Origin of the sequence: Cellulosimicrobium sp. KWT-B, assembly GCF_002127155.1 — a bacterium.
GTDB classification, from domain to species: Bacteria; Actinomycetota; Actinomycetes; order Actinomycetales; family Cellulomonadaceae; genus Cellulosimicrobium; species Cellulosimicrobium funkei.
Genome location: NZ_NEDO01000005.1, coordinates 63,911 through 79,813 on the forward strand (window position 1 = coordinate 63,911; position 15,903 = coordinate 79,813).

The window sequence follows — 15,903 nt, forward strand, 5'->3', positions numbered from 1 at the left end:
GATGGGCGGCCCGCTCCGGCGTTGGCACCGGCGCCGGACCCTGATGGGCACGACGGTAGAGCGGGAGGTGGCACAGGTGCAAGTCGTTGCGGTAACTTTCATGCAACGCTTTGCAGGGCGTCGACCGGCGCCCACCCGCCTCCTCCGGTCGACGGGTCCGCGCGCCTCCGCACAGGGGATCGCGGCTCGCCGACCGGACGACCAGGACGAGGAGGTCCGGTGTCCCCTACGCTGCCCCATGTGCGTACCCGTCTCAGTGATCTCGCCGCCCAGGCAGGCGTCTCCACGGCGACGGTCTCGCGCGTCCTCAACGGGAAGCCCGGCGTCGCGAGCGAGACCCGCCAGGCGGTGCTCGCCGCGCTCGACGTGCTGGGCTACGAGCGACCGTCGACGCTGCGCACCCGCTCCGCCGGCCTCGTCGGCCTCGTCGTCCCGGAGCTGACGAACCCCGTCTTCCCCGCGTTCGCCCAGACGATCGAGTCGCTCCTGTCCGAGCACGGGTACACGCCGCTGCTGTGCACGCAGTCGCCGGGCGGGACCACGGAGGACGACTACGTCGACATGCTCATGGACCACGCGGTCGACGGCATCGTCTTCGTCTCCGGCCTGCACGCGGACACCCAGGCGAGCCACGAGCGCTACGAGCGGCTGCGCAGCCGGGGCATCCCGATCGTCCTGGTCAACGGCTTCGCCGAGGGCATCGACGCCCCGTTCGTCTCGCCCGACGACGTCGCGAGCGTCGAGCTCTCGGTGCGACACCTCGTCTCGCTCGGGCACCGCAGCGTCGGCCTCGCGATCGGCCCCGACCGCTTCGTCCCCGCGCAGCGCAAGCTCGCGAGCTTCGCCGAGTCGCTCGTGCGGCACGGTCTCGTCGCCGACGAGGCGGAGGTTGCCCAGCACGTCGTCGTGACGCTCTACACCGTCGAGGGCGGCCAGGCCGCGGGCGGCGAGCTCATCGACTCGGGCCACACCGCGATCGTCTGCGGCTCCGACCTCATGGCGCTCGGCGCCATCCGCGCGGCGCGCTCGCGCGGGCTGCGCGTGCCGCAGGACGTCTCGGTGCTCGGCTACGACGACTCGCCCCTCATCGCCTTCACCGACCCGCCGCTCACCACGGTGCGCCAGCCCGTGAGCGCCATGGCGCACGCCGCCGTGAGCGCGCTCCTCACGGAGATCGCGGGCGAGCGGGCACCGCGGACCGAGCTCCTCTTCCAGCCGGAGCTCATCGTCCGCGACTCGACCGGGGCCGCCCCGGCCCGCGCGGCGTCCGCCCCGGACGCGAGCACGGTCGCCGCGGCGGGCTCCCCGACCGCCTGAGACCGGCGCCCGGAAGTCCACGCACCTCGCTGCGGGCGTCCGCCGACCCCTCGTCGGCACCGCACCGCAAGCGCTTACACTCGACGGAGGGTCGGCGACACCCCGCTCCGCCAGCCGAGTGACCACCACCGGAAGATCCCCTGAAAACCCCAGCACCACGTACGTGAGGACCGACAGCTCGATGACTCGTATCGATTCGACGCCGACCGCCGCCGCGACCAGCACCGGGCTGGCCACCGCCCCGGCGCCCTTCAGCACGGGGGCGCTCGTGCACACCGGGCCGGGCGAGGCCCCCGAGTGGTGGCGCGACGCCGTCATCTACCAGGTGTACCCGCGCTCCTTCGCGGACGGCGACGGGGACGGCGTCGGCGACCTGCCCGGCATCACCTCGAAGCTCGACCACCTCGCCGAGCTCGGGGTCGACGCCGTCTGGCTGAGCCCGTTCTACCGCTCGCCCCAGAAGGACGCGGGCTACGACGTCGCGGACTACCGCGACGTGGACCCGCTGTTCGGCACGCTCGCGGACTTCGACGAGCTCCTCGCCCAGGCGCACGCGCGCGGCATCCGGATCATCGTCGACCTCGTCCCGAACCACACGTCGGACCAGCACGCCTGGTTCCAGGCGGCGCTCGCGTCGCCCGAGGGCTCGCCGGAGCGCGCACGCTACATCTTCCGCGAGGGCGAGGGCGAGCACGGCGAGCTCCCCCCGAACAACTGGCAGTCGATCTTCGGCGGCCCCGCGTGGACCCGCGTGACGGCCGGTGCGAACGCCCGCCCCGTGACCGGCGCCGAGGGCGAGACGCCCGGGCAGTGGTACCTGCACCTCTTCGACTCGACCCAGCCCGACCTCGCGTGGGACAACCCGGAGGTCCGCGAGGAGTTCGAGCAGGTCCTGCGCTTCTGGCTCGACAAGGGCGTGGACGGGTTCCGCGTCGACGTCGCGCACGGCATGATCAAGGCCGACGGCCTGCCCGACTGGGACGGCACCGTCTCGATGGTCGAGGGCACCGAGGCCGCCGACGGCGAGGAGGGCACCGACCCGGGCGCCCCCGAGGACGGCTCGACGGGCGCCGGGAACTCCGGCCCGATGTTCGACCAGGACGGCGTCCACGAGATCTACCGCGCGTGGCACCGCGTCCTCGCCGAGTACGACGGCGACCGTGCGCTCGTCGCCGAGGCGTGGGTCGAGCCGCTCTCGCGCCTCGCGCGCTACGTGCGCCCGGACGAGATGCACCAGGCGTTCAACTTCTCGTTCCTCACCACCGGCTGGGACGCCGCGCCGCTGCGCACCGTGATCGCGGCGTCGCTGCACGCGAACGACGAGGTCGGCGCGCCCACGACGTGGGTCCTGTCGAACCACGACGTCGTGCGCCACGCGTCGCGCCTCGGCCTGGCCGACCCGGGCCTGCGCCCCAACGGCATCTTCGCCCACGACCCGCAGCCCGACGAGGAGCTCGGCCTGCGCCGTGCGCGCGCCGCGTCGCTGCTCATGCTCGGCCTGCCCGGGTCGTCGTACCTCTACCAGGGCGAGGAGCTCGGCCTCCCCGAGCACACCGCCCTGCCCGACGACGTCCGTGAGGACCCGGCGTTCTTCCGCACCCAGGGCGCCGAGGCGGGCCGCGACGGCTGCCGCATCCCCCTCCCCTGGCGCGCCGACGCCGAGGGCTTCGGGTTCGGGCCGTCCGGCAAGACCTGGCTCCCCCAGCCGGAGTCGTACGGCCGCTACGCCGCGGACGTCCAGCGCGGCGTCGAGGGCTCGACCTACGAGACGTACCGCACGGCCCTCGCCACGCGTCGCGCGGAGCGTCTGGGCGCGGGCACGCTCGCGTGGGTCGAGGAGTTCGCCGGCTCGGCGGACGTCGTCGCCTTCCGCAACCGCGACGTCGTCGTGCTCGCCAACCTGGGCGCCGAGCCCGTGGTCCTGCCGCACGGCGCGGAGGTCCTCGTGGCCTCCGGCCCGGTCCTGACCGACCGCTCCGCGGACCCGCAGGTCCGCGTCCCGTCGGACACGACCGTCTGGCTGCGCGCGCACTGACCGACGCCGCCGCGTCGTGCACGACGGCCGGGACCCCCACGGGGGTCCCGGCCGTCGTGCTTCTCGTCCCGTCGGCGCAGGGCCGCGCTGGGGCGGTCGGCGAGGAGGCGGCGCTCAGCCGCCGGAGACGCTCAGCTCGGCCTCGCGCAGGCGCTCCTCGTGCTCGGCGTCGAGCTCGCGCGAGTCGAGCCAGCCGTACGGCAGGTGCGGCGTCTTGGGCGACCCGGCCCGGCCGCGCTGACCCTCGGCGGCCTCGCCGGGGTAGGGCGCGTCCTGGTCGAGCTCGTCGAGCAGCGCGCGCAGCTCGGCGAGCGTCGAGACCATCGCGAGCGCGCGGCGCGCGTCGCCGCCCACCGCGTAGCCCTTGAGGTACCAGGCCATGTGCTTGCGCAGGTCGCGCATGCCCTTGCCCTCGTCGCCGTCGAAGTACTCGATCATGAGCTCGCCGTGGCGGTAGATCGTGCCCGCCACCTCGCGCAGCCCGGGGCGCACGCGCTCGGGGCGGCCCGCGAACGCCGCGGCGAGGTCGGCGAACAGCCACGGCCGGCCCTGGCAGCCGCGCCCGACGACGACGCCGTCGCAGTCGGTCTCGCGCACCATGCGCACGGCGTCCTCGGCCGACCAGATGTCGCCGTTGCCGAGCACCGGCACGCTCGTCACAGTCTCCTTGAGACGCGCGATCGCGGACCAGTCGGCCGTGCCGGAGTAGTGCTCGGCGGCGGTGCGCGCGTGCAGCGCGACGGCGGCGGCGCCCAGGCCCTCCGCGATGCGGCCCGCCTCGAGGTACGTGAGGTGGTCGTCGTCGATGCCCTTGCGCATCTTCACGGTCACGGGGACCCCGTACGGGCGGGCGGCCTCGACCGCGCCCTGCACGATCGCGGTGAACAGGTCGCGCTTCCACGGCAGCGCCGCTCCCCCGCCCTTGCGCGTGACCTTGGGCACCGGGCAGCCGAAGTTCAGGTCGACGTGGTCGGCGCGGTCCTCGGCGACGATGATGCGCACGGCCTCGCGGACGGTCGCGGGGTCCACGCCGTACACCTGCGCGGACCGCGGCGTCTCGTCCGCGCCGAACGTCACGATGCGCAGCGCCTCGGGGTTGCGCTCGACGAGCGCGCGGCTGGTGACCATCTCGGCGACGTACAGGCCGGGGTCGTCGCCGCCGGACGCGCCGGCCTCGCGGCACAGCGTGCGGAACGCGCGGTTCGTGACACCGGCCATCGGGGCGAGGACCACCGGCGTCCGGACGACGATCGGGCCGATCCGCAGCGGCGCCACGAGCGGACCGGTCCCCGGGTCGGGGCGGTCGGTCGTCGTGCTGAGGGCAGGAGCGGGTGCAGTCACGCGCTCCATTGTCCCACCCGGCTCCCGCTGCACGACGAGCCCCGTTTCGACGAGCGAGCAGCGCACGGTCGTGGCAGTGTTGAGGAGGTCCGGCAATCCAGGCCGGACACGGACGAAAGGGACGACATGCCTCTCTGGCTCATCCTGGTCATCGTCGGCGCCGTGCTCCTCATCCTCGGCGTCGCCATCGAGGCCGCGAAGATCCTCATCTGGATCGGCATCATCGTGCTCGTCGTGAGCCTGGTGATCGGCCTGCTCAACAGGGCTAAGGGGGCGGCCCGCTAGCGCGAGGCCGCTGGGGGCGACGCGTCCCGACGAGACGCGACAGGAGGGGCGGGACCGTACGGTCTCGCCCCTCCTGCGTGCCCGGCGCCGGTGCGCCGGGCCGCTGACGCGTCAGGCGCCGAGCAGGTGCCCGGCGAGGTACTCGGTGACCTTGTCGAGCGCGACGCGCTCCTGGCTCATCGAGTCGCGGTGGCGGATCGTCACGGCCTGGTCGTCGAGCGTGTCGAAGTCGACCGTGATGCAGAACGGCGTGCCGATCTCGTCCTGGCGGCGGTACCGGCGGCCGATGGCGCCGGCGTCGTCGAAGTCGACGTTCCAGTACTTGCGGAGCTCGGTCGCGAGGTCCTTCGCCTTGGGCGAGAGCTGCTCGTTGCGGCTCAGCGGGAGCACGGCGGCCTTGACCGGCGCGAGGCGGTGGTCGAGGCGCAGGACCGTGCGCGTGTCCACGCCGCCCTTCGCGTTCGGCGCCTCGTCCTCGGTGTACGCCTCGACGAGGAACGCCATGAGCGAGCGCGTGAGACCCGCGGCCGGCTCGATGACGTAGGGCACCCAGCGCTCGTTCTTCGTCTGGTCGAAGTACGACAGGTCCTTGCCGGAGTGCTCGGCGTGCGTCTTGAGGTCGAAGTCGGTGCGGTTCGCGATGCCCTCGAGCTCGCCCCACTCCGAGCCGGAGAAGCCGAAGCGGTACTCGATGTCGACCGTGCGGGTCGAGTAGTGCGAGAGCTTCTCCTGCGGGTGCTCGTACAGGCGCAGGTTGTCGCGTTGGATGCCGAGGTCCACGTACCAGTCGGTGCGCGTGTCGATCCAGTACTGGTGCCACTCGGCGTCCGTGCCGGGCTCGACGAAGAACTCCATCTCCATCTGCTCGAACTCGCGCGTGCGGAAGATGAAGTTGCCGGGCGTGATCTCGTTGCGGAACGACTTGCCGATCTGGCCGATGCCGAACGGCGGCTTCTTGCGGCTCGCCCCCATGACGTTGGCGAAGTTCACGAAGATGCCCTGCGCCGTCTCGGGGCGCAGGTAGTGCAGGCCCGACTCGTCCTCGACGGGGCCGAGGTGCGTCTTGAGCATCATGTTGAAGTCGCGCGGCTCGGTCCACTGCCCGCGCGTGCCGCAGTTCGGGCAGACGATCTCGGCGAGGCCGCCCTCGGGCGCACGGCCCTTCTTCTCCTCGAACTCCTCGATCATCTGGTCCTCGCGGAACCGCTTGTGGCAGTGCAGGCACTCCGTCAGCGGGTCGGTGAAGACGCCCACGTGGCCCGACGCGACCCACACCTGGCGCGGCAGGATCACGGACGAGTCGAGGCCCACGACGTCGTCACGGCTCGTGACCATCGCGCGCCACCACTGCTTCTTGATGTTCTCCTTGAGCTCGGTGCCCAGGGGCCCGTAGTCCCACGCGGAGCGGGTGCCGCCGTAGATCTCGCCCGAGGGGAAGACGAACCCGCGCCGCTTGGCGAGGGAGACGACGGCGTCGAGACGGGCGGTGGGCGAGGGCGCTGCGGCCACGGACATCACTCCTGGTGCTCACGGCCCCGCACGTGGCTCGTGGGGGCTGGACGGGTGGGCGACGCCCGCACGGGCGCCGACCGACCAGCGTACCCGGCCGTGACCCGGCTCACCGGGAACGGTTTTGACATTCATTCTCAAGAAGGCGGAGACTGGTGGTCATGCACCGCTCCCCCTCCCGGCGCCGCCGCGCCCTCGCCACCACCGCCGCCCTCGCCACGGCCGCGCTCGTCGCGTCTTGCTCCCTCGGCGACTCCCCCGGGGACGGCGGCTCGGGAGGAGGAGGCGGCGACGACGGCCGGCTCCAGGTGCTCGCGTCGTTCTACCCGCTCCAGTACGTCGTCGAGCAGGTCGGCGGGGAGCACGTCGACGTCGCGAACCTCACGCCGCCCGCGGCCGAGCCGCACGACCTCGAGCTCGCGCCCGCGCAGGTCCGCTCGATCGGCGACGCCGACCTCGTCGTCTACCTCTCGGGGTTCCAGCCCGCGGTCGACGAGGGCATCGAGCAGCGCGCCCCCGAGCACGTGGTCGACGCCGCGGCGTCGGCCGGGCTCGAGGAGCACCCCGGCGGCGAGGGCGAGCACGCCGACGAGACCGCGGAGGAGCACGCCGAGCACGCGGACGAGTCCGGCGACGGTCACGACCACGGCCCCACGGACCCGCACTTCTGGCTCGACCCGACCCGTCTGGCCGCGGTGGGCGACGCCGTCGCCGACGAGCTCTCCGCGCTCGACCCCGACCACGCCGACGACTACGCGGCCGGTGCCGCCGCCCTCACCGCGGACCTCGACGACCTGGACGCCGAGTTCGCCGAGGCGCTCGCCCCGTGCGCGGGCGCGACGCTCGTTACCTCCCACGAGGCCTTCGGCTACCTCGCCGAGCGCTACGACCTGCACCAGGTCGGGATCTCCGGGATCGACCCCGAGGCGGAGCCCTCCCCCGCGCGCCTGCGCGAGGTGGGCGAGGTCGTCCGGGAGAACGGCGTGACCACGCTCTTCTTCGAGACGCTCGTCAGCCCCAAGGTGACCCAGACGCTCGCCGACGACCTCGGCGTCCGGACTGCGCTGCTCGATCCCCTCGAGAGCCTCGCGGAGGGCGCGACGGACTACCGTGAGGTCATGGAGTCCAACCTCGAGGCGCTCACGTCCGGCCTCGCGTGCGCATGACGGATGCACCGGAGCTAATCGCCGCGCGCGACGTCCACGTGACCCTCGGCGGGAGCGAGATCCTGCGCGGCATCGACCTCTCGGTCCGCGCGGGCGAGGTGGTCTCGCTCCTCGGCGCGAACGGCTCGGGCAAGTCGACGCTGGTCCGCGCGCTCGTCGGGATCGTGCCGCTCTCCCGCGGCTCCGTCGACCTGTTCGGCGCGCCCCTCGGCCCGCGGCTGCCGTGGCGGCGGCTCGGCTACGTGCCGCAACGCGTGAGCGCGCCCTCGGGCATGCCGTCCACCGCGTCGGAGGTCGTCGCGTCCGGGCTCCTCGGCGGGGGCCGCCTCCGGCTCCCGCGCGGGTGGCGCGATCGCACGGTCGAGGCGCTCGAGCTCGTGGGCCTCGCGGACCGCGCCGACGACTCGACGGCCGAGCTCTCGGGCGGGCAGCAGCAGCGCGTGCTCATCGCGCGCGCCCTCGTGCGCCGGCCCGACCTGCTCGTGCTCGACGAGCCCGTGGCGGGCGTCGACAAGCCGAGCCAGGAGGCGTTCGCCGCGACGATGACGCGGCTCGTGGGCGACGGCCTCACGGTCCTCGTGGTGCTCCACGAGCTCGGGGCGCTCGCCCCGCTCGTCGAGCGTGCGGTCGTCCTGCGCCACGGGCGGGTCGTGCACGACGGCGCCCCGCCCCGCGCGTCGTCCACGCACGCGGGGGCGACGCACCAGCACCTGCACCCGCACGAGCCCGTGGACGGCGACAACCGCCCCGCGGGCCCGGAGACGGGCCTCACCGACACCCTGAACCCCGACCTCTCCGCAGGCCACGCACCCAGGACGGCCTCATGACCACCCTGTTCTCCGAGATCTCCCTGCTGCTCACCGACCCGCTCATGCAGCGCGCCCTCCTCGCGGCGCTGCTCGTCGGCGTCAGCGCCCCCGTCGTCGGCACGTACCTCGTGCAGCGCAAGCTCTCGCTGCTCGGCGACGGCATCGGGCACGTCGCGCTCACGGGCGTCGCGCTCGGGTGGCTCGTCGGCGCGGCGATGGGCGTCGTGCCGAACGACGCGCTCGCGATCCCCGGCGCGGTCGTCGCGGCGGTGCTCGGTGCGGTCGCGATCGAGGTCGTGCGCGAGCGCGGCCGCACGAGCGGTGACCTCGCGCTCGCGCTCCTGTTCTACGGCGGCATCGCGGGCGGTGTCCTGCTCATCAGCCTCGCGGGCGGTTCGTCCGGCAGCCTCATGCAGTACCTATTCGGCTCGATCTCGACGGTGACGTCGTCGGACCTCGTCCTCACGGTCGTCCTCAGCGCGGTGATCCTGCTCGTCGGCGTCGGCCTGCGGGCCGCGCTGTTCTCGGTGAGCCACGACGAGGAGTTCGCGCGCGCGTCCGGCCTGCCCGTGCGCACGCTGAACATCGCCGTCGCCGTCGTCGCCGCGCTCACCGTGACCGTGTCGATGCGGGTCGTCGGGCTGCTGCTCGTCAGCGCCCTCATGATCGTGCCCGTCGCGGTCGCCCAGCTCGTCACGCGCTCGTTCCGCCGCACGATGCTCGTCGCGTCGGTCGTCGGGGTGGTCGTGTGCGTCGTCGGGCTGTCCTTCACGTACTGGAACAACGTCTCGCCGGGTGCGACGATCGTGGTCCTCGCGATCGCGACGTACCTCGTCGTCGCCGCGCTGCGACCCCTGTGGGTCCGCCGGCGGCCGCGCGTCGCGCGGGACCCGCACCCGGACATCCCCGACGACGTCGAGCTCGACCTCGTACCCTCGGGGTCGACCCACCGCACCACCGGAGGTGACCCGTGCAGCGCATGACCCGCCAGCGCGCCGCCGTCTCGGACGCGCTGGAGGACCTGGAGGACTTCCGCAGCGCCCAGCAGCTCCACGAGATCCTGCGCACGCGCGGCGACAACGTGGGGCTCGCGACCGTCTACCGCACGCTGCAGAGCCTCGCGGACGGCGGCGACGTGGACGTGCTGCGCACCGAGGAGGGCGAGAACCTCTACCGCCGGTGCGAGCGCCGCGAGCACCACCACCACCTCGTGTGCCGGGCGTGCGGCCGGACCGTCGAGATCGACGGCCCGACGGTCGAGGCCTGGGCCAACCAGGTCGGCACCTCGCACGGGTTCGTCGACATCCAGCACACCATCGAGCTGTTCGGCACGTGCGCGGGCTGCGCGCGGGCCACCGCCGTCCAGGACTGAGCGGTGCCCGACGCGCTGGACGGCGCCCCGTTCGCCGCGCTCTTCGCCTTCTTCTTCGCGATCGCGTTCGTGCGGACGCAGGCGACCTACTGGATCGCGCGCCTCGTCACGACGTGGACGCTCGACCGCACGCGCCCCGTCAAGCCGTGGGTCGCGCGCGTCCACGCCTGGCTGTCCGGGCGGTCGGCCGCACGCGGGATCGAGACCGTGCGGCGGTGGGGCGTGCTCGCGGTGCCCGCGTCGTTCCTCGCGACCGGGACGAAGACCGTGATCAACGCCGCCGCGGGCGTCGTGCGCATGCCGTTCGGGCGCTACCTCGCGGCCATGGTCCTCGGGTGCGCGGTGCACGCGACGATCTACGCGACCGTCGGGTGGGCGATGTGGACCGCCGCGTTCGCCGCCGCGACGGGCTCCCCCACGGGTGTCGCGGTGCTCGTCGCGATCATCGTCGCGGCCGCCGTGGCGGTGGTCCTCATGGTCCGCCGTCGGGCCGCCCGGGCGGGCGCCGACGCCGCGGTCGTGCCGGCCGGCACGACCGCCGGCGACGTCCCCGCGCTGGACGGGCAGGCGACGCTCCCCCGCGACGAGGACGCGCCGCGCACCGACCGATGAGATGACGGGTCCCGGACCGTCCGAACCCCCATGACGACGTTCCTCCTGCTGCCCGGCGCCGGCGGCGACCCCGCGTACTGGGACCTGCTCGTCCCGGAGCTCGACCGGCTCGGCCACCGGCCGGTCGCCGTCGACCTCCCCCAGCACGACGAGGGCCACGGCTGGGCGGACCTCACCGACGTCGCGGTGACGACGCTGCACCGGGCGACGGCCGCCGCCGAGCGGGACGACCTCGTCGTCGTCGCCCAGTCCATGGGCGCGTACGTCGGGCCGCTCGTGTGCGAGCGCGAGGCGGTCCGCCTGCTCGTGCTGCTCAACCCGATGATCCCGCGACCGGGCGAGAGCGGGGGCGACTGGTGGCGCGCGACGGACCACGCCGCGCGTCGTGCCGCCACGGGCCTGGGCCCGTTCGACCCCGTGGACGACTTCTTCCACGACGTGCCGGAGCCGGTCGCAGCCGTCGTGCAGCGCAGCGACCGGCAGCCGTCCGAGCGGTCCTTCGCCGAGCCGTGGCCGGCCCGCGCCTGGCCCGCCGTGCCCACGGTCGTGCTGCAGGGCGACGACGACCGGCTCTTCCCGCCGCCCTTCCAGCGCGCCGTCGCGCGCGAGCGGCTCGGTGCCGAGGTCGAGACGATGCCGGGCGGCCACCTCGTGGCGCTCAGCCGCCCGGCCGAGCTCGCCGCCCGGCTCGACGCGCTGGCCCGCTGACGGTCCGCCCCGACGGGACGACCGCCCCCTCAGCCGACGCTCGTCGGTTCCTCGGGCGCGCCCACGCAGAACTGGTTGCCCTGCGGGTCGGCCAGCACCGCCCAGCGGTACCCGGGGATGGTGTGCTCCCCGACGAGCGTCGCGCCGTCCGCCACGAGCGCCGCGACGTCGGCCTCGCGGTCGGACGTGCCGAGGTCCAGGTGCAGCCGGTTCTTGCCGGGCGTCGGGTCCTCGACGCGCTGGAACCCGAGGACCGGAGCCGTCACCCCCTCGGCGGGCACGACCTCGAGGAACCACCCGTCCGCCTCGTCGACGAGCCGCCCGCCGAGGCGGCGCGCCCACCACTGGGCGAGCGGCCGCGGGTCGGTGGAGTCGACGGTCACCATGCCGATGCTCAGAGTCATGCCGCGCACGCTACCGGCCGCCTCCCACGGCGTCCCGGCGACAGGGCGCGCGCCGCCCCGCGCACGACGTCAGGCCGTGCCGTCCGCCGTCCCGCCCACCGCGTCGACCGCGCCGCCGTAGCGGCGGTCGCGGCGCGCGTACTCCTCGACGGCGCGCCACAGCGAGCGGCGGTCCACGTCGGGCCAGGGCTCCGGGAGGAACACGAGCTCCGCGTACGCGGCCTGCCACAGCATGAAGTTCGACGTGCGCTGCTCGCCCGAGCTGCGCAGGAACAGGTCGACGTCCGGCAGGTCGGGCTCGTCGAGGTGCTGCTGGACGGTCCGCTCCGTGACCTTGCGCGGGTCGAGCCGCCCGGCGGCGACCTCGCGCGCGATGGCGGCCGCGGCGTCGGCGATCTCGGCGCGACCCCCGTAGTTGACGCACATCGTCAGCGTGCAGACGTCGTTCTGCTTCGTCTGCTCCTCCGCGACCTCGAGCTCCTTGATCACCGACGCCCAGAGCCGCGGACGACGCCCCGCCCACCGCACGCGCACGCCCCACGAGTCCATCTCGTCGCGGCGACGCCGGATCACGTCGCGGTTGAAGCCCATGAGGAAGCGGACCTCGTCGGGCGAGCGCTTCCAGTTCTCGGTCGAGAACGCGTACGCCGACACGTGCTTGACGCCGATCTCGATGGCGCCCGCGACGACGTCGAGCAGCGCCGCCTCGCCGGCCTCGTGGCCCGCGGTGCGCGGCAGCCCGCGCGCGTTGGCCCAGCGGCCGTTGCCGTCCATGACGACGGCCACGTGGTTCGGCACGAACTGCGCCGGGATCGCCGGGGGCCGCGCACCGCTGGGGTGCGGGAACGGCGGCCGGTACGTGCGCCGCGCCATCAGGCGTCCGCCCCGGCGCCGGCGCGCGGGTCCGCGGAGGCGGCGGCCTCGTCGGCGTGCGGGACGGCGGGGACGTGCGGGGCGGGGGCGTCCCGCTCCACCATGCGCAGTGATCGCAACGTTCTCTCCAGGTGGTATTGGCTGTACGCGGCCACGAGGCCGCTCGCTTCCTTGCGGTGCCGGGCGTCCGACGCGTCGGCCGCGTCCCACTCCCCCGCGAGCAGCGCGGCGAGCAGGGCGAAGGTCTTGGGGGCCGGCGCCGTCGAGCCCGGCGGGCGGCAGCGCGAGCACACGGCCCCGCCCTGCGCGACGGCGAACGCGTGGTGCGGGCCCGGCTCGCCGCACCGCGCGCAGTCGACGAACGACGGCGCCCAGCCCGCGACGGCGAGCGCGCGCAGGAGGTAGGAGTCGAGCACGAGCCCCGGCGCGTGCGCGTGCTCCGAGAGCGCCCGCAGCGCGCCCGCGAGCAGCCAGTACTGCTGCACCGCGGGCTCGCGCTCGTCGGCGACGAGGCGCTCCGCGGTCTCGAGCATCGCGGCGCCCGCCGTGTACAGGCCGTAGTCCTCGCAGATCCGGCGCGCGTACGGGCCGATCGTCTCCGCCTGCGTCACCGTGTCCAGCGACCGGCCCGCGTAGAGCTGGACGTCCACGAGCATGAACGGCTCGAGCCGCGCGCCGAACCGGGACGACGTGCGGCGCACGCCCTTGCCGACGGCGCGCACCTTCCCGTGCTCGCGCGTCAGGAGGGTGACGATGCGGTCCGCCTCGCCCAGCTTCTGGGCGCGCAGCACGATCGCGTCGTCTCGGTACAGCACCACGCCCCTATTGTCCGTCACGCCGCCGACACGGCGCGCACCACCCGCCGACGGCGGTCACGCGGGCGCGAGGCACCCGAGGACCGCGCGGACGCGGGCCAGCGTCGTGCCCGCGTCCTCGCCGGCCTCGACCTGGCGGGCCGCGGCGAGCACCACGGCGTTGACGAGCTCCGCGGAGCGCGCGGCGTCCGGGACGCCGAGCTGCTCCAGGGCCTCGACGAGCGGCACGAGGATCGTCGCGTGCATCGCGGCGCTCTGCTGGGCGAGCGCCTCGCGGCCCGCCTCGGCGCGCAGCGCGGCGACGACGGCGTGCTCGCCCTCGGCCACGAGGAGCAGGTTCTCGCGCGCGTAGGCGACGATCGCGTCCTCCGGCGACGCCGCGGTGGCCACCGCGGCGGTGATGCGCGCGGACCAGCGCGGCACGACGTCGGCGACGACCGCGTCGAGCAGCTCCTCCCTCGACCGGAAGTACTGGTAGACGCTCGACCGGGCGAGCCCGGCCCGCGCCGCGACCGCCGCGAGCGTGAGCCCGCTGCCGTCCTCGCGGATGAGGTCGCGGGCGGCGTCGAGCAGGGTCCGGAGCTGCGCCGCGCGGTGCTCGGCCACCGTCGGGGCGGCGATCTTGGGCACGAAGGTCCTCCTTCCCGGAGCGCTCAGCGGAGCGCTCCCCCGGGAGCGCGACGGCCCCCGGCCGGACCATCATGCCCGACCGGGGGCGGTGGAGCGGCCCTCCGGGGCCGCCCGCCGACGTCAGCCGGCCACCGCGGACAGCCCGAGCCGCCCGTCGACCATCTCGACGACCCGGTGGCAGTGCTCGAGGACGTCGTGGTCGTGCGTGACCATGAGCGCCGCGGCGCCGTAGGCCTCGACCTCGCGGGCCAGCAGGCTCACGACCTCGTGGCTGCGCGCCCGGTCGAGCGCCGCCGTCGGCTCGTCGACGAGGAGCAGCGCGGGGCTCGCGACGAGCGCGCGGGCGATCCCCACGCGCTGCCGCTCGCCGCCGGAGAGCTGGTCCGGACGGCGGTCGGCGCGGTGGCTCATGGACACCGAGCCCAGCAGCTCGCGGGGGTCGCGGGCGCGGGGGTCGCGCTCGTCGATCCCCGCGACCCGCAGCGCGAGCCGGAGCTGGTCGACGCTCGTGAGCGCCGGGAGGAGGTTGCCGGACTGGAAGACGAAGCCGATGCGCTCGCGCCGCAGCCGGGCCCGCTCGCGGTCGTTCGTCGCGCCGAGGTCGACCCCTTCGAGGCGGACGGTCCCGGACTCCGGCGCCGTGAGCGCGCCGGCGACGGCGAGCAGGCTCGACTTGCCGGAGCCCGAGGGACCGACGACACCGACGAGCTCGCCCGCGGCGACGCTCAGGCTCACCTCGTCGAGCGCGACGACCGTGGTGTCGCCGTCGCCGTGGCGGACGGTGACCCGGTCGATCTCGAGCACGGGCGTGGCGGGGGTGGTGGTGCTCATCGCTGCCCTCCCAGGGCGGTCAGGGGGTCGACGGAGGTGATGCGCGCGACGGCGACGGCCGCTCCGGCCATGCCGAGGACGAAGAGCAGGACGCCGGCCAGCACGAGGTCGGGCGCCTGGAGCGCGAACGGCATCGGCGACGCGCCGAGGCCCGCGCCCGCCGCGACGCCGAGGGCGAAGCCCACGCCGATCGAGGCGAGCAGGAGCACGGCGGCCTGGCCGAGGGAGTCGGCGAGCAGGAAGCGGCGTCGCGCCCCCATGGCGCGCAGGACGGCGATCTCGTGCCGGCGCTGGATGACCCACACGGTGAAGAACGCCCCGACGACGAGCGCCGAGATGGCGTAGAGGAACACCTGGATGAGCAGGAGGGTCGCGGTCTCGGCCGTGTACCCGGGCGAGGCGTCGAAGGACTCGGTGAGCGTGCGCGTCACCGTGCCCGACGCCGCGTCGGCGGCCTCGCGGTCGAACGACCCGGGGTCGGTGCGCAGCGCGACGGCGGTCGCGACGTCCGGCACGTCGGCTCCCGGCTGCTCGGCCCCGGCGAGGAGCTCCTGCCACGTGCCGAGCGGGAGGTAGGCGATGTCGACGTGCCCGAACGTGTGCTGGTCCTCGAGGACGCCCACGACGGTGAGCGTGCGCTCCGGGCGGGCGAGGGCCACGGTGTCGCCGACGGCGAGGCCGTCCTCGGCGGCGGTCGCCGAGACGACGATGCCGTCCGCCGCCCCGACGGCGACGCCCTCCGCGATCGCGGCCGGGGCCACGAACGAGCCGGGCTCGACGCCCACGAGGGTGAGGTCGACGGGCGAGCCGTCCTCCTGGTGCGCGTTGGCCAGCAGCAGGCCGTACGGGGCGGCCTCGAGCACGCCCGGCTGCTCGGCCATGGTGCCGACCTGGTCCGTCTCGATGACGGAGCGCGTGAACGCGGCGTCCGTCCCGGTGCCCTCGGCGAAGGCGAAGTCGGTGACGGGTGTGCGCTTGAGGCCGGAGACGCCGTCGTTGACGAGGCCGGCGGACAGCCCGGAGAGGAGGACGACGAGGACCGCGACCAGCGCGACGACACCGCCCATGAGCAGGAAGCGGGTGCGCGCGAAGACGAGCTCGCGCAACGCGAGGAACATGAGGAGCCTTCCAATGTTGTCGACAGTGCGTCGGCATCTTACCAACATGGTGTCGACAAAACGCCGACGGCCCGGACG

General features: G+C 74.4%; 17 protein-coding genes. 9 read left to right on the forward strand and 8 right to left on the reverse strand.

Annotation, left to right across the window (positions count from 1 at the left end):
* Nucleotides 1-240: 240 nt before the first annotated feature.
* Both B9L22_RS15715 and B9L22_RS15720 read left to right on the forward strand, forming a co-directional pair.
* Complete coding sequence (locus tag B9L22_RS15715) at nucleotides 241-1,317, forward strand: LacI family DNA-binding transcriptional regulator (protein WP_233140186.1); 1,077 nt, start codon at nucleotides 241-243, stop codon at nucleotides 1,315-1,317.
* A gap of 181 nt (nucleotides 1,318-1,498) precedes the next feature.
* Nucleotides 1,499-3,352: a glycoside hydrolase family 13 protein gene (locus B9L22_RS15720; RefSeq protein ID WP_031316511.1), complete on the forward strand. Its 1,854-nt coding sequence runs from the start codon at nucleotides 1,499-1,501 to the stop codon at nucleotides 3,350-3,352.
* A 114-nt stretch (nucleotides 3,353-3,466) separates the two neighbouring features.
* On the opposite strand, the gene dusB is transcribed toward B9L22_RS15720, so the two are convergent.
* Nucleotides 3,467-4,702, reverse strand: coding sequence for a tRNA dihydrouridine synthase DusB (dusB, locus tag B9L22_RS15725; protein ID WP_086151092.1), 1,236 nt, complete (start codon nucleotides 4,700-4,702; stop codon nucleotides 3,467-3,469).
* Nucleotides 4,703-4,819: 117 nt separating this feature from the next.
* Here dusB and B9L22_RS20270 point away from each other — a divergent pair, with 117 nt between their 5' ends.
* Nucleotides 4,820-4,978, forward strand: a complete 159-nt coding sequence (locus B9L22_RS20270; protein WP_021483859.1) for a hypothetical protein — start codon at nucleotides 4,820-4,822, stop codon at nucleotides 4,976-4,978.
* A 111-nt stretch (nucleotides 4,979-5,089) separates the two neighbouring features.
* Here the strand turns inward: B9L22_RS20270 and B9L22_RS15730 are convergent, their stop codons facing one another.
* Complete coding sequence (locus B9L22_RS15730; RefSeq protein WP_233140187.1) at nucleotides 5,090-6,487, reverse strand: glycine--tRNA ligase; 1,398 nt, start codon at nucleotides 6,485-6,487, stop codon at nucleotides 5,090-5,092.
* A gap of 161 nt (nucleotides 6,488-6,648) precedes the next feature.
* Between B9L22_RS15730 and B9L22_RS15735 the strand changes: the two genes are divergently transcribed.
* Genes B9L22_RS15735 through B9L22_RS15760 form a run of 6 tightly spaced genes read left to right on the forward strand, consistent with a single transcriptional unit; the run spans nucleotide 6,649 to nucleotide 11,154 of the window.
* Nucleotides 6,649-7,653, forward strand: coding sequence for a metal ABC transporter substrate-binding protein (locus tag B9L22_RS15735; protein ID WP_086151239.1), 1,005 nt, complete (start codon nucleotides 6,649-6,651; stop codon nucleotides 7,651-7,653).
* The gene (locus tag B9L22_RS15740; protein ID WP_082774215.1) at nucleotides 7,650-8,480 is read left to right on the forward strand and encodes a metal ABC transporter ATP-binding protein; all 831 of its coding nucleotides are present in this window, start codon (nucleotides 7,650-7,652) and stop codon (nucleotides 8,478-8,480) included. The genes B9L22_RS15735 and B9L22_RS15740 overlap by 4 nt, the downstream gene beginning before the upstream one ends.
* Nucleotides 8,477-9,445, forward strand: a complete 969-nt coding sequence (locus tag B9L22_RS15745) for a metal ABC transporter permease (RefSeq protein WP_086151093.1) — start codon at nucleotides 8,477-8,479, stop codon at nucleotides 9,443-9,445. The genes B9L22_RS15740 and B9L22_RS15745 overlap by 4 nt, the downstream gene beginning before the upstream one ends.
* Nucleotides 9,442-9,834: a Fur family transcriptional regulator gene (locus B9L22_RS15750; protein ID WP_009864106.1), complete on the forward strand. Its 393-nt coding sequence runs from the start codon at nucleotides 9,442-9,444 to the stop codon at nucleotides 9,832-9,834. The genes B9L22_RS15745 and B9L22_RS15750 overlap by 4 nt, the downstream gene beginning before the upstream one ends.
* 3 nt (nucleotides 9,835-9,837) lie before the next feature.
* Nucleotides 9,838-10,446: a DedA family protein gene (locus B9L22_RS15755; protein WP_198947317.1), complete on the forward strand. Its 609-nt coding sequence runs from the start codon at nucleotides 9,838-9,840 to the stop codon at nucleotides 10,444-10,446.
* A gap of 30 nt (nucleotides 10,447-10,476) precedes the next feature.
* Nucleotides 10,477-11,154 carry an alpha/beta fold hydrolase gene (locus B9L22_RS15760; protein WP_086151094.1) on the forward strand — a complete coding sequence of 226 codons (678 nt, stop codon included), beginning with the start codon at nucleotides 10,477-10,479 and terminating at the stop codon, nucleotides 11,152-11,154.
* A gap of 29 nt (nucleotides 11,155-11,183) precedes the next feature.
* Here B9L22_RS15760 and B9L22_RS15765 read toward each other — a convergent pair whose 3' ends face one another.
* The 6 genes from B9L22_RS15765 to B9L22_RS15790 form a co-directional block, all read right to left on the reverse strand.
* The gene (locus B9L22_RS15765; protein ID WP_043651741.1) at nucleotides 11,184-11,558 is read right to left on the reverse strand and encodes a VOC family protein; all 375 of its coding nucleotides are present in this window, start codon (nucleotides 11,556-11,558) and stop codon (nucleotides 11,184-11,186) included.
* 69 nt (nucleotides 11,559-11,627) lie between these two features.
* A complete protein-coding gene (locus B9L22_RS15770; RefSeq protein ID WP_086151095.1) occupies nucleotides 11,628-12,431 on the reverse strand; it encodes an isoprenyl transferase in 804 nt (267 codons plus the stop codon).
* Nucleotides 12,431-13,249, reverse strand: coding sequence for a DNA repair protein RecO (recO, locus tag B9L22_RS15775; protein ID WP_086151096.1), 819 nt, complete (start codon nucleotides 13,247-13,249; stop codon nucleotides 12,431-12,433). Before recO ends, B9L22_RS15770 begins: the two co-directional genes overlap by 1 nt.
* 54 nt (nucleotides 13,250-13,303) lie before the next feature.
* Nucleotides 13,304-13,876, reverse strand: coding sequence for a TetR/AcrR family transcriptional regulator (locus tag B9L22_RS15780; RefSeq protein WP_086151097.1), 573 nt, complete (start codon nucleotides 13,874-13,876; stop codon nucleotides 13,304-13,306).
* A gap of 120 nt (nucleotides 13,877-13,996) precedes the next feature.
* Nucleotides 13,997-14,707 carry an ABC transporter ATP-binding protein gene (locus B9L22_RS15785; RefSeq protein ID WP_086151098.1) on the reverse strand — a complete coding sequence of 237 codons (711 nt, stop codon included), beginning with the start codon at nucleotides 14,705-14,707 and terminating at the stop codon, nucleotides 13,997-13,999.
* Entirely contained in the window at nucleotides 14,704-15,825 is a 1,122-nt protein-coding gene (locus tag B9L22_RS15790; RefSeq protein WP_086151099.1) for an ABC transporter permease, read from the reverse strand. Before B9L22_RS15790 ends, B9L22_RS15785 begins: the two co-directional genes overlap by 4 nt.
* Nucleotides 15,826-15,903: the final 78 nt, after the last annotated feature.

Excerpts from the sequence above, each read along its gene's own strand:
- B9L22_RS15720 (WP_031316511.1), top strand. The coding sequence starts at position 1,499 with ATGACTCGTATCGATTCGACGCCGACCGCCGCCGCGACCAGCACCGGG.
- B9L22_RS15745 (WP_086151093.1), top strand. The coding sequence starts at position 8,477 with ATGACCACCCTGTTCTCCGAGATCTCCCTGCTGCTCACCGACCCGCTC.
- B9L22_RS15770 (WP_086151095.1), bottom strand. The coding sequence starts at position 12,431 with ATGGCGCGGCGCACGTACCGGCCGCCGTTCCCGCACCCCAGCGGTGCG.
- B9L22_RS15785 (WP_086151098.1), bottom strand. The coding sequence starts at position 14,707 with ATGAGCACCACCACCCCCGCCACGCCCGTGCTCGAGATCGACCGGGTC.
- B9L22_RS15760 (WP_086151094.1), top strand. The coding sequence starts at position 10,477 with ATGACGACGTTCCTCCTGCTGCCCGGCGCCGGCGGCGACCCCGCGTAC.
- B9L22_RS15750 (WP_009864106.1), top strand. The coding sequence starts at position 9,442 with ATGACCCGCCAGCGCGCCGCCGTCTCGGACGCGCTGGAGGACCTGGAG.
- B9L22_RS15790 (WP_086151099.1), bottom strand. The coding sequence starts at position 15,825 with ATGTTCCTCGCGTTGCGCGAGCTCGTCTTCGCGCGCACCCGCTTCCTG.
- B9L22_RS15735 (WP_086151239.1), top strand. The coding sequence starts at position 6,649 with ATGCACCGCTCCCCCTCCCGGCGCCGCCGCGCCCTCGCCACCACCGCC.
- dusB (WP_086151092.1), bottom strand. The coding sequence starts at position 4,702 with ATGGAGCGCGTGACTGCACCCGCTCCTGCCCTCAGCACGACGACCGAC.
- B9L22_RS15765 (WP_043651741.1), bottom strand. The coding sequence starts at position 11,558 with ATGACTCTGAGCATCGGCATGGTGACCGTCGACTCCACCGACCCGCGG.
- B9L22_RS15740 (WP_082774215.1), top strand. The coding sequence starts at position 7,650 with ATGACGGATGCACCGGAGCTAATCGCCGCGCGCGACGTCCACGTGACC.
- B9L22_RS20270 (WP_021483859.1), top strand. The coding sequence starts at position 4,820 with ATGCCTCTCTGGCTCATCCTGGTCATCGTCGGCGCCGTGCTCCTCATC.